This is a genomic window from Pyrobaculum sp., from assembly GCF_049971835.1.
In the GTDB taxonomy this organism is placed as follows: domain Archaea; phylum Thermoproteota; class Thermoprotei; order Thermoproteales; family Thermoproteaceae; genus Pyrobaculum.
On record NZ_JBMFKV010000051.1, the window covers coordinates 1 to 12,073 of the forward strand.

The window sequence follows — 12,073 nt, forward strand, 5'->3', positions numbered from 1 at the left end:
GGCGCCCCGTCCACCGATATGTCTACCGTCTGGAACACGGCCGAGGTGGGGTACGAGCCGGCGGTGTTCAGCACCTTGCCGTAGTCCCACCACTTAGGCCTCCACCTATACGCGCCGTGGAGCAACACGACGACGCCCTCCCTCACCCTAGGCGTGACCCAGACCTTCGTCACGAAGCTACCCACCTCCAAGTCGTTTAGCGCCTGGATCAAAAGTCTAACCCTAACGGCGTCGCCAGTTTTTAGGCCTAGCAACTGGGCGTCCACCGGGTTGACCCACAGGTACAGCGAGGGCCACAGCTCGAAGCTGTACCACATCTGTTGCACTCTCGTATTCTCGCCATGGTACAAGAAGCGTGAATTCGCCACGAAATCGAACTCGCCCTTCTTTACGTCGATTCCAGTGGTGAGGCCGGGTATCCTGCCCCAGAAGTCGTGGATGGGTATGACGTAGTGAAGCTTCATATCTATCAGCTTCTGAACGGCGGCGGCGTCGCCCTGCATCGCCTTCTTCAAATCTGCCTCAAGCGGTATGATGGGTATCGAAACCTCTCTCAGCTCCTGCTCAGCCATGACGGGGCTGTACCACTCGAGCTTCAGCGTATGGGTAACTGTGCCCAATACGTTGAAGCCTAGGTACACCTCGCCATCTATCTCGACGCCAATGATGCCGCCGGCGGAGTCGTAGGCCAGCTTTGTAATTGGGTCTACCCTAGCCACCTGCTCTCTCGGTATCTTCCTCAGGTAGGTCTTGTCGGCGTAGACGTTGGTATCGTGGATTGCAAATTGGTACAGCTCAAGGGCCTCCACAGGCTCGAGGCCCTGGTCCTTCGAGAACTTCACAACACTCGGCGAGTAGGCATACACAGCCCAGTTATACAGATCCCACATAGTTGGCAGAACCTGCTTTCTGACGTCGTTTACAAACTGCTCATATGTAATCCTCCCCTCGTACAGATCCCTAATGAGCCTCTCAGGTAGCTGGGCCGGGTCGACGCCTAGCTGCGCGGCGTACCTCTTCCCCCTGTTGGCGTCTATTAGAAACGCCAGCCTGTCGGCGAGGCTGGGAATCTTCACCTTTAGGCCGAGGTAGTCCACCTCCTTATCCTTCAACAAGTCGTCCACAGGCTTGCCGTTTTTCTTCGCCATTAGAACTGTCTTGGCCACGGCCCTCCAAGCCATCTCCATATACCACTCCTCAGGCGAAATCACGTCGCCCAGGCCGATGTACTGATGGGCCTCCAGAGTAGCTCTGTGGAGATCCCTAGGAGTCCAGCCAGTGCGCATCAGGAATATTACATACGACGGCCACCTAACGCTGAACCACCTATCAGGCGCGTATATGCCGGGCGCAGCTGGTTGCGGATCGTGCCTCTCGAACCAGTGGCCCTCCGAGATGCAGAGGTCGGAGAAGTAGCAAGACTCGTTCCAGAACTGCGTCATGTGCACCCCCAGCTCTACCTTGTCAGGATTTGCGAAGAACCTCACCCACTGGGCACCCGCCTGGTAGGCGGCTGGCGGATTCACCACGCGCCAGATCCATACGTATATCCTATCTGGCACCGCGAATCCGAGGCGCCTCCAGTAGTTCTGCCACTCGGGGTCGTACATTCTGAAGGGTATGGTGTTGGTGGGGTCGTAGTTCCCGAAGGCGCTTTCCTCAGGCGCGATCATGTTGATATTCCAAACGGCGGGGCCCTCCAACTTCCTCTTCAAGACCTGCGCGGCGAGGGTCCCCTGCCACCAGTAGTAGACGAAGTCGGTGTTGTGCCAAGACGCCGCGCCGGTGCCGCCCACGGTGCCGACGGCGCCGGTCAAGGCGATTAAGAGGAAGAACATCCTAGCCAGCATCCACCCGCCGTATGTCTGCCCTGGCCCGCGCCACTGGTTTATAGACAGCGCCTTGCTGGCCGCCGCCACCTCCTTGGCTATGGCTCTAATCAGCGCGGCGGCTTTCTGAACCTCCTCCGGCGTTATCGGGTCGGGAGGTGGCGTCCTGGCGTTTAGCCTAGTTACCCAAGCCGCGTACTCCGGGGTAAAGTTGGAGAAGTACTCCTTAAGAAACTGCTGGAAGTAGCTCCACGCCTTGTTGTAGTCTTTAATGTAGATGACGCCGTCGTCGGTGACGCCGTATATGTCCTCAGGCGGCGGCGTCTTGATGTAGCCACTCCTATACAGGTAGTCGAGGAGCTTCCTGTCTCTCAGGAACCAGTCCCAGTTCCACCACTTCCTCACAAACTCCCAATCGACGGCGTTAAGCTCGTTGATCAAGACGTTGGCAACGGCGGCCCACAGCCACGCCTCGGTGCCGGGCCACGGCGTGACCCAGTAATCCGCCAGTAGCTCTGTGTGGAAGTACTTCTCCCTCACCGATATGACCTTCGCCCCCTTGAACCTAGCTACGGCGAGCCTCGGACCGTGTGACATGAGGAAGTGGGACGCGTCGCCTAGGTGGCCCATGCCGTGTTGCACCACTGTCTTCGCGTTGTAGTAGTCGGGCGAGTTGCGGTCCATGGCGATCCACAGGTTGTTCCCGAGCCTCGCCCCGGAGGAGCAGAGGTTGGTGTGGCTTCCAAATGAGTGTTGTTGCTCCCAGTCCTTAGTCCACGGGTGGTGAGTGAAGAAGCCCGTCTGGAGAGGCCTCCCCTCGTGCCAGTGAAGCCTCATAGAGCCGATGACGTTGCCCTCGACGAAGTACTCGTAGAAGGCCTTGGCGTATTGACTGGCCACAATCTCGAGGGAGTCGTCGTATGAGACGCGGACGAAGTTGTCGTCGCCGCGCGCGCCGACTCTCTGACCTGTCCTGGGGTCGATCTTGCTTAGGATGTAGACAATCCTGTCTGGGTGGGCCGCGGCGGCGGCGGCGCTCTGGCCTCTCACACAGAGGCCCCAGTTGCTCTTATTAAGCGGGTTTACCATGACCTTTCTGGCAAGCTTAGTCTCCTTGTCGATCCACACCACGAAGTGGCAAGAGACCTCACAGCCGCCGCATACGCCTCCGGTGGCTATGAAGTACCTCCTCTCCCGCGGCTTGGGCCAAGCCTTTGCGTCGTATTCCCTCCAGTCGATCCAGTTCTCCCACCACTTCAGCTTAACCGCCTTCAGCCCCTCCGGCGTGCTGAGCTCCAGCGAGCCGCCTGTCTCCACGATTTTACCAGTCGGTGGGACTCTATACAGTGTAGCGTAGTTGCCGAAGCGCCCCGTCTGGCCGCTCCACCAGTTTTGATCCTTCTCCACCTCGGGGTAGAGGTACTGGGCTCTGGCGAAGGCGCTTAGCGACAGCCCGACGGCAGTTGCCGCGGCGGCGGCCTTGAGGAAGTCCCTGCGGGTTATCTGCACCGTCATGGCCTCCCCCTCTTCAAAACCTCTTCTGCATACGCCTTGTGGTGCGCCATCCACCACTCCTTCTCCACGTAGCCCTTGAGCAGGAGTTGCGACTTGAGCATAGGCCAGTTAGTGGGAAATATCGACATGAGGAAATGCATAGGCAAGGCGACGAAGAATATAAAGGCGCCGGTCATGTGGAGTATTGACATGAAGCCCCGCCACCACGGCGGCAGAATCTGCATGTAGAACCACTTCTCCAAGACGAGGAAAAGCCCTGAAATCCCTAACAACAGGAGGCCGATTATAACTCCCCAAACCCACAAGACCTGTAGTGGGTGGTAGAACGGCGTCGGCGGGTAGTCCTTCCGCGCGCCGAACCTATACCTAGCTACCTCGGTGAGGACCTTCACGGTCTCTCCTATCTTTGAAATTTCCCTAAGTCCGAACTTTTTGTCGGAGACGGCTAGCGCTATCAAGACGCCTATTAACATCAGCACGGGGCCGACCCAGTCGTGGAGTATGCTGATGAGCTGTCCAGTTGACGGGTTTGTGGCGAGGCCAAGTGCCAGGCCCAGCCCGTCGAAGATGTTTTTCTCGCCGAATTTGAAGAACATGGGCAGGCCCGTCAGAAATGATATTGTCATGCCCACTAGTAGGAACCAGTGCGCCAGCTGTGTGGCCGGTTTGAAACGCAGTATGTACTCCTTGCCGCCCTCGGTTTTGTAGAGAGGTGGAGCGGGCATAGCCCTAATGCGCCGGCTTTATTAGACCTGTCCAGACGGCGCCCGCGCCGGCTATTACCAACAGCGCAACGGCGGCGTACACGAGGAGTTGCCTAGTGTCCCTCACAACGTTGCTGAGCTCAGCCAACCTCTGGGCTCTTGGTGGGCGTGAACTCTTTCCAGAGGCCGAGGGCGTTGGGCTCCGGACTCCACTCGGCCAGCGCCCCGGGCTGGAGCGCGGGGTCTGCGTTGGGGTTCCAGCTGGTCATCTCCACCTTCCTATCCACGAGGAGCTGGTTTGCCTTATCGCCGGTTATCTGCTTCTTGAAGGCGCCGGCGTCTGTGTTTATAGGCCTCATGGAGCCGAAGGGGGCGAAGAATAGGCGCGGCTTCACAACCTCGGCCACCTTCCCCACAGGCTTTATCTTGCCCTCCCTATATAGGCGCCCGATGAGGGAGTTGGGGTCGTCAAGGTCGCCGAATACCCTCGCCCCCGTGGGGCACGCCGCGACGCAGGCGGGGAGGAGGCCTGAGTACACGAGGTGTTCGCAGAAGGTGCACTTATCCGCCTTGTTTGTCCTGGGGTCCATGTAGACGGCGTTGTAGGGACACGCCCTGGTGCACGCGCGGCAGCCGATACATAGGTCTTTGTCCAGCTGGACTATGCCGGTCTCGGGGTTGTGCCTCAAGGCGCCGGTGGGGCACGAGTTGACACAGGGCGCGTTTTCGCAGTGGTTGCACTGAGGCAGGTGGAGTATGTACCCCTCCACGTTGGGGTACTCCCCGGTGTAGTACTCGGTTATGAATAGACGCCACTTCCCCAGCGGGACGTCGAACTCCTGCTTACACGCGGCGACGCAGGCCCAGCAGAGCATACACAAGTCCTCTATTGTCGCCATCGCGAGTTTAGGCATGGAGAGGTGTACGCCTTGTCTTAAATCCCTTTTACACTCAGGTGGTGTAATTAATATTTAAAAATCATAATATATCACTACATGTGGACATAAGGTACACTCAGGGAGAGATTAGATTAATGTCAAGTGGCTACGGCGTGTTGGTTGCTCTGCGGCAGCTGGCTAGAACCATGGCCACGCCGGCTAAGGTGGGCTTCTTCATCTCCGTCCCCCAGGTCCTGGAGATTGCGGAGAAGTTGGGCGTCGCCGCCGTGCCCCGCAACGAGAGGCAGTGGTTTTTTGAAGAGGTGCTGAAAACCGCGTTCGACAGCGACAAGCTGGAGGAGTTTCTAAAAGAACTCCTCGCCATGGTGGAGAGGCACGCGAAGGAAGTGGAGGCATTGACTTCGACGTACCCCGGGACGTATAAAATGCTGAGCTGGAGTCTAGAACGGGCGCGTGACTTCAGGTGGAGGGTAGAGGAGGTACTCGCCATGTATAGAAAATTCCAGAAGCTAAAGGAAGAAAACCACAAGTCTCGCTAGCGCCTTCCTATCCGGCTTTATGTAGGGAGCCGCCCCCGGCATCCCCGCCTCCGCCGCGAGGCCTCTTAGGCGGGTTAAGAACTGGGCGATCTCCCTGCGGTCCCCGCCAGCCGCCGCCTGGAGGTAGGCCTCCACGGCGTAGTACAGGATAAAGAGCTTATCCATTGGATCTATCTTCGCCGCAACCGCCGCCAGCCGCCGCTGGTCTTGCCTCAAAACTGCTAGGATCAGCTCTTTCAACTCCGGCCTCAGGTCTAGCTTCTCAACCTCCTCCGCCACGTCGAGGCCGAGCGCCACCCCCGCGAGCGCCGCCAAGAGGTCTTGACCTGCGGCTCTCGCCTTTTCTCTAAACTTGGCGAGGTTTCTAGTCTTTAGGAAGAGGAGAGCCCACTTCTGGAAGCCAGATGTCCTCCTGAGGATGTGCCTGGCGTCGCTGTACCTCCCCAGCATTATGTAGGCCCACCCGAGGTTGCGCCTCACGAGGCTTGAGTAGTCTGTAACAAACTTTAGAATAGAGAGCTCGTCCTCAAGTAGGCGCGCCACCTCTCTCCAGTTGCCTAGAAGCGCCTCTCTATACGCCATCAAGAGGTGTAGAACTCTCTTAGCCCTCAGCCACTCCTCGTCGTTCCCAGCCTTGAAGAGGAGATCCTCCGCGGTGGCCAGCACGGCCTCCGCCTCCCTAAGCCTCCCGGAGGAGAGCAGAAGCACCCCCAGGTTGTAGACGGCGTCGTAGGCCTCCCGCCTCGGCGCCAGCCGCGCCGCCCTCTGGGCGAGATACACCACGTCCTCCACCCTGTACTCCAGCCCCCTCAGGGCTAGGGAGAGGGCGTGTATAGCCTTCGCCTCCGCGTCCTTGCCCACTCTCGGGGCCACCTCTAGGAAGTAGTTGCCTAGCTCCGCGGCGGCCGGGGGCGGGAGGCTGTAGATGGCGTCTACCAACCGCGCCGACCGCTCCACGTATCTGTCTACGCCGAGGCGCCACAGTAGGGCGTAGTAGTACAAGAGGCGGCCCGGGTCCTTCACGGCCTCCACAGCCCTCTCCAGCACCTCAACCGCGTACTTGGGGTCGTGGTGCACCGCGAAGAACTGGAGCCACGGCAACTTAAGCGCCAGCGTGCCGCCTCTCCGGTCGTGCCAGAGGGCGGGCTCCACCCCAAGCTCCTTCGCCTCCTCTTCAGTGACGTACGCCAGCACGGCGTCTCGCAGAAACCTTCTCCCGTACCTCTCGACGAATTCAATAAACCAAGCCGGCTTTAGGGAGAGACCCTCCACGTGCTCCGCGGTGATTTTCCCCGGGTAGTTGAGCTCCTCCAAAGCTCTACACACTGCGCCGGGGAACCCCCCGGTTACGTACAGAAGCCTCTCGAGGACTCCCCTCTCGGCGGCTTGGCTAAATGTTGCGAGGAAGTCCCCCAGCTCCCCGACGGTGAGAGGCGGCATGACCAAGGCCTCCACCTCGTCCATAAGCCTAAGCACCTCCTCCAGCGACCCCGTGGCCGCGACGTACCAGTTGCAACCAGCCGCCTCGGCCACCTCGCCTATGTCCACCTCCGCCGCTCTAAACTCCCGGCAGTCCCCCCTGCCGAGAGGCACGCCGGCGATCGACGCCGCCCTTTTCAAAGTCGTAGAGACGCCGGACCCCCGGACCCCCAGCAACACCCCGGGCCTCCTAGCCTCTAGAGCCGAGATAACCACCCGGTCTATTGACCTGGGAAAGTAGCTACAGGCCATAGAGCTCCTTTATCAACTTGGTGGTGAAGCCGCAGACGGGGCACTCCCCCCGGTTTTTTGCGTATATCGTGCCGCAGTTGGGGCACTGCACAACCTCCACGAGGTAGTGCTCCACGTCAACCTCCCCCCTCTCCAGCCTCAGAGCCCCCACGTCGCAGGCCTCGACACAGACGCCGCACTCCACACACCTCCCACCGTCTACGGTAACCAAGCCGCTCTCCTCATCCACCTTCACCGCCTCCGTGGGGCAGACGCCGGCGCACACCCCGCACAAGACGCAGCGGTCCACGTCCACCACGGGGCGGAGGCCCTCGGCGCCGAGGGGCCTGCTGTATTCAAACCGCCTCGGCGGCCCCCTGACGGCCTTTATCGACGGATCCCCGGCCGCGGCCCGCCTAAAGAGAAGCCTCCTGCTCACGTCGCCTCCCCTCCCCCTGACCACCTTCACCCTGAGGCCGGCCTTCAGAGCCTCCTCTAGGGCCCTCCAGCCGCCGCCGGCGTCCCTCAGCTTACAGTCGTCGCAACGAGCATCTACCTCTACCTCGCCGTACTTCTCCACCAGCTTGACATAGTCCTCAAACCTCAGCGCGTGTATGCAGGGGCCCCCCTCTCTACAGCTGATTCTCGGCCCAAGCTCCTCCGCTGGCGTATAGACGCCGGTGGGGCACGCGCCTATGCATATGCCGCACCCCACGCAGAGATCCTCCGCCACCTCCACCCGGCCGTCGCCGACGTACAAAGCGCCGGCGGGACACGCCTCTACACACTTCGAGCATCTGCTGGCCTTCCAGAAGGACCTGACGCAGCGGGAGAAGTCAGCGTAGATTTTCATACCCCTCGGCTATTAACTCGGCCACCAGCATACCGAGCGATTTGTAGAAGCTGGTCGCCGCCGATCTGTATATCGCAAAGCCGGCGTGCGGGCCCCACCTCCCCAGATGCCTCTCGAAGAAGTCGGCGGCGGCCTCCCTCCTACCCTCCTCCATTAGGTTAGCCGCGAACAGGAGCTCCAGCCCCAGGTGGTCTCCGCATCTCACCCTAGCCGACCTCAGGTCGGGCTCGTAGCCGAATTTGGCGTAGTACCTCAACACCTCCGCAGACACGTCTGTACACATAAGGCCGCTGGGATCCACAAATACAGACTCGTAGGGGTGGACGTACATGAGAAGCGTCTTTGTGAAGTCAACCCTAAGCCTTAGATAGGCATCGCCTCTGTCGAGTTCAGAAAGCATATCCCCCCGGTAGGGCTCGGGGAGGTTGTCCACCACGTGCCTCACCTTGGGCAAGTCGTCCGGCTCCAGCTCCTTAATCAGGAGATAGGAGACGAAGCGGTAGAGGGGAGAAAGCAACACGGAGAGATACGGCTCTGCGTATTTATATTTCGTTATACCGGGACGGTGTAATAATTTATATAAATATAACATTCACGATAATACATGGATAAATCCCTTGATCAACTCTATACATATTTTAAACTCTTTTGGAGAGTTCTTGTTCCACATCTTACTGATACCTCAAGAGACGTGGTGAGGATATACAGTGAAAACTACCCAAGAAAGCTGAAAACATACGAAGTATATGTCAAGTCGCCGCACCAGCTAAGCACTGTGTACAAGGCGGTGAAGAGCCTCCGCAGGCGGTGGCTGGTGATCTGCGACGAGGGGGGTTGCGCCGCCACTGTAAAGGCCCCACTAACGTTGATATACCACGGCGAGCTCGACGCGCTCCGCCACGTCAAGAAGATTTGGAACATCGAGGAGATCAGCGATGAAAGCCTCATGGCATATCTAGTGCTGGTCGGCGCGGCTCTCAAGAGGCTAGAATTCGACATCACCCAGGCATACATCTGCCCGGCGTGGGGCGCCGCCATGTACGTGGCCTCCTTCATAAGAGGCGGCTTCAAAAGCCTAGAAAACAGCCTGGGCGTGCCCGGAGAGGTGCTGAGGCTGGCGTACCCCACACACGTCAAAATACTCGACCCCTACCTCGCGCCGGTGGACGGCGTTAGGCTGTTGGTTAGGAGGAGAGGCGCGTGGCTGGATTTAATCGCCGCCAGGTGCCCGGCATATCCCGGATGCGGCCACGTCGAGGTGGATAACTGCCCGTTTGTAAAAAAGGCCCTGGAGAGGCTTAATGCTACCCTCTAACATAAAGACAGCCGGCCTTAGAAACCTCCTCTTCCACTTCCCCCGGCTGGCCTACTACGTACTGGTGGCATTCGAGGGGGGCGACCCCGCGGCTGAGGCGGAGCGGAGAGGCGACCCCCCGGAGGTGGGGCGCTATGTGGACAACGCGGTGAGGAGCCTAGAGAGGGAGGTCCTGGCGGAGGTGTTGAACAAGCTGGCGGGGGACGAGAAATTCGCCGAGGCGGCCTACCGGGAGCTCGCCGCGGAGGTGTTGAAATCCAGCCCCGAGGCGTGGGAAGCCGCCGCCTACTTCGCCAAGTTCCTATACCCCGAGATGCAGAGCTTCTCCAGCCTAGCGGCGTGCCGGGAGGCGGAGGAGCTGGCCGAGATCGCCGGGCTCCTCGGCGTGGATATTGAGAACTATAGGAAAATGGGGCTACTCTTCGAGACCTGGGACTCGGTACTGGAGAAGAAGATGCTGTGCACACCCCGCTGGCTGGGGAAGGCCCTCAGCGTGGTGGCAAACGCCGTGGAGCTTAGGCAGAGCGACGAGGCCTCCAAGTTGCTGAGAGACTTCGTGGGCAAGCTGTTCCACAACCCCCGGGGCTACGCCGCGTTTAGAGCAGACGTCTTTAGAGACGTCCCCGTAATCCCCCACGAGGCGTTGCTAGGCCAGCCGGCGGAGCTACCCGGCGTCTTTAACGGGAGGCGCGTAAACCCCCTCTTGAGGGAGGCGGCGCGGGAGGCCATAATAGAGGCTGAGAAGGGCCGGGCCCCCGGGGGCACACTAGACAGAGAATTCGGCGTGTATATAGACGGCTCGGTGGTCTACGCCCCAGTCCCCGAGGCCGTGGGCCACAAAATGCTGGCTAAGTACAGAGGCGCCAAGATCGTCGCAGTGGCCAGGTGGCCCCTCGAGGCGGAGCGCTACGCCCAGTACCTCAAGCCCTACGGCGTGGAGATAATATACATCAAGCGCTAGGGGAGCCGGCAGGCCCTATGAGGTTATAAACAACAGCGATGTTGACGCCGGCGCCAAGCACCCGCCAAAAGGGCCCGAGACATCCGTATATCTTAGCCCACGGGGACGGCATTATTACAAAAACTTCACACAGCTCAACCACGCTCTCTACACCCAACACTGTGCACCCGCTCTGCACACGGGCCAACCACCTCATCCCTCTCAGCATGTGTCACTGTCGTCGTTTGTCCAGCGGGAGAAATCCACTAGGCGCCCTCGCCACCCTTCCCCCACTGCCGCCACGCCTCACCTAGGATATCTTTAGGAAGCTCCCAGTGGTGTTGTAAAGCGGCCTCCCCAGCCTCAGCCTATCTCTATCTAGGCGCACCTTCACCACATAGAAACAGTTGTAAATGTAGTCACCAGCAATCTCCTTGACGACCCAGACCTCTCTCAACGCTAGATATACGCCGTCGTTTCCAAAAACTACATCGGAGTAGTGTAGAAACGTGTATAGCTCCGTGCCGTTCTCCACCACCTCGTGGAGACTCCTCTTAATTCCCAGATAGCCCACGCCGCTGTCCACGTCAACCACCAACACGGCGCTGGCGATCCTTAATACCGCCGGCACGGCAACGGTTATACAGAAGTGCCTCGCGCAGTAGCACCTAACAGTATCTCTTTCAGAAAACGGCGAGCCGCTTGGCTCAATTAGGCCAACCTCTCTTGTAAAAACTACATACGTCTTATTCCCAACTCTCCCTCCAGCTACGCATGTAAATTTGCCGCCCTCCCGGCCAGGCAACCAGTTGAGTGGAATTTCAGGCTCGATTTTTACGTCGCCGTCGTAGCTACACGGCGACCACACCACACCCCCGCCGGGGGTGGTGTCGAAACACTTGACGTCAACCCCCAGGGTGCACCCCCACGAGAGATATAGATAAAACACAAGAAGCGAAAAAAGAATTACCACAACCGCGGTGACTACCAACTTTTTTATTCTCATGTCGCGGCGCCGTGTGAAGACGTCGGCGGCTCCGCAGTCTCCAAAACGCCGTGGTGGCAAAGAGCCGCGATCCTACCCCGAGGCGTCGTGCGGCCCCCAGCGTAGTTAACAGCCTCCCCAGGCACATCCACGCCGCTAAGAGGATCAGGCCCAGCCACGGCGGCAACCGGCAACGCCACAGCGGCAAACACAGACACATATTGGCAAGAGTCCACCTTATTTAAGTTTTACTGCGGTGAACACGCCAAGCCCCCCCGCCTCTAAGTAGTAAGACGGCGCAGTTTTTCACAGCACAAACAGCTTCGTAATCCCTTGTCACGACGGCGGCAGAGGCGGCACCGCCGGCACACCCACGGAAAGCGCCTCGCAAGTGGCATGTGGGATTCCCGCCTTGCATCTACCACAGACGCCGCGGCATATGCGCTGGGAGATCTGCTCGGATTCCCAGTAGTCATAGGTTCGACACTCAGCCCCGGTGCTGTCGAGTACTCAGACGTAGAAATTAACACGCTTTACTACAGAGGCCAGAGGAGTCTTGACATAGCGCCATTTGACTTGATTATCCATTTAAGCTACGCCCACAGGCGCCGCGTCTCGTAAATCTTTTTTCCACATGTCGAGAAACTCACACAGTACTCGCCGTGTCGACGAACAGACACAGCAAGCACACCACCCCCAAATACACATGAGAATACTGGCGGGCCCGGTGGGATTTGAACCCACGACCTACGGCTCTCTTCGCCGAGCTTAGAAGGCCGCCGCT

Annotated in this window: 12 protein-coding genes; 4 read left to right on the plus strand and 8 right to left on the minus strand. The window is 59.1% G+C overall.

Going from position 1 to position 12,073, the window contains the following annotated elements:
* From ACP5J3_RS06060 to ACP5J3_RS06070, 3 genes are all read right to left on the minus strand, one after another.
* Positions 1–3,398, minus strand: a 3,398-nt coding sequence (locus tag ACP5J3_RS06060; protein ID WP_428494853.1) for a molybdopterin dinucleotide binding domain-containing protein, incomplete at its 3' end; no start/stop codon positions are given.
* A complete protein-coding gene (locus ACP5J3_RS06065) occupies positions 3,341–4,069 on the minus strand; it encodes a cytochrome b/b6 domain-containing protein (protein ID WP_428494854.1) in 729 nt (242 codons plus the stop codon). The genes ACP5J3_RS06060 and ACP5J3_RS06065, both read right to left, overlap by 58 nt.
* 119 nt (positions 4,070–4,188) lie before the next feature.
* Positions 4,189–4,962 (minus strand): 4Fe-4S dicluster domain-containing protein, encoded by a 774-nt coding sequence (locus ACP5J3_RS06070; protein WP_428494855.1) that lies wholly within the window; start codon positions 4,960–4,962, stop codon positions 4,189–4,191.
* Between the two features lie 83 nt (positions 4,963–5,045).
* Between ACP5J3_RS06070 and ACP5J3_RS06075 the strand changes: the two genes are divergently transcribed.
* Positions 5,046–5,486, plus strand: a complete 441-nt coding sequence (locus tag ACP5J3_RS06075; RefSeq protein ID WP_428494856.1) for a hypothetical protein — start codon at positions 5,046–5,048, stop codon at positions 5,484–5,486.
* Here the strand turns inward: ACP5J3_RS06075 and ACP5J3_RS06080 are convergent.
* The 3 genes from ACP5J3_RS06080 to ACP5J3_RS06090 are packed head-to-tail and all read right to left on the minus strand — an operon-like array spanning position 5,457 to position 8,569.
* Positions 5,457–7,217 carry a hypothetical protein gene (locus tag ACP5J3_RS06080; RefSeq protein WP_428494857.1) on the minus strand — a complete coding sequence of 587 codons (1,761 nt, stop codon included), beginning with the start codon at positions 7,215–7,217 and terminating at the stop codon, positions 5,457–5,459. The genes ACP5J3_RS06075 and ACP5J3_RS06080 overlap by 30 nt on opposite strands.
* Positions 7,207–8,049, minus strand: coding sequence for a 4Fe-4S dicluster domain-containing protein (locus tag ACP5J3_RS06085; protein WP_428494858.1), 843 nt, complete (start codon positions 8,047–8,049; stop codon positions 7,207–7,209). The genes ACP5J3_RS06080 and ACP5J3_RS06085 overlap by 11 nt, the downstream gene beginning before the upstream one ends.
* Positions 8,033–8,569: a TorD/DmsD family molecular chaperone gene (locus tag ACP5J3_RS06090; protein ID WP_428494859.1), complete on the minus strand. Its 537-nt coding sequence runs from the start codon at positions 8,567–8,569 to the stop codon at positions 8,033–8,035. The genes ACP5J3_RS06085 and ACP5J3_RS06090 overlap by 17 nt, the downstream gene beginning before the upstream one ends.
* 171 nt (positions 8,570–8,740) lie before the next feature.
* Here ACP5J3_RS06090 and ACP5J3_RS06095 point away from each other — a divergent pair, with 171 nt between their 5' ends.
* Together ACP5J3_RS06095 and ACP5J3_RS06100 are read left to right on the plus strand one after the other, a co-directional pair.
* Entirely contained in the window at positions 8,741–9,364 is a 624-nt protein-coding gene (locus ACP5J3_RS06095) for a hypothetical protein (protein WP_428494860.1), read from the plus strand.
* Positions 9,351–10,325, plus strand: coding sequence for a hypothetical protein (locus tag ACP5J3_RS06100; RefSeq protein WP_428494861.1), 975 nt, complete (start codon positions 9,351–9,353; stop codon positions 10,323–10,325). Before ACP5J3_RS06095 ends, ACP5J3_RS06100 begins: the two co-directional genes overlap by 14 nt.
* A 289-nt stretch (positions 10,326–10,614) precedes the next feature.
* Here the strand turns inward: ACP5J3_RS06100 and ACP5J3_RS06105 are convergent, their stop codons facing one another.
* Positions 10,615–11,310, minus strand: coding sequence for a hypothetical protein (locus ACP5J3_RS06105; RefSeq protein ID WP_428494862.1), 696 nt, complete (start codon positions 11,308–11,310; stop codon positions 10,615–10,617).
* Positions 11,307–11,507, minus strand: a complete 201-nt coding sequence (locus tag ACP5J3_RS06110; RefSeq protein ID WP_428494863.1) for a hypothetical protein — start codon at positions 11,505–11,507, stop codon at positions 11,307–11,309. Before ACP5J3_RS06110 ends, ACP5J3_RS06105 begins: the two co-directional genes overlap by 4 nt.
* A gap of 178 nt (positions 11,508–11,685) precedes the next feature.
* On the opposite strand from ACP5J3_RS06110, the gene ACP5J3_RS06115 reads away from it, so the two are divergent.
* The gene (locus ACP5J3_RS06115) at positions 11,686–11,910 is read left to right on the plus strand and encodes a hypothetical protein (RefSeq protein ID WP_428494864.1); all 225 of its coding nucleotides are present in this window, start codon (positions 11,686–11,688) and stop codon (positions 11,908–11,910) included.
* The last annotated feature ends 163 nt before the right edge of the window (positions 11,911–12,073 follow it).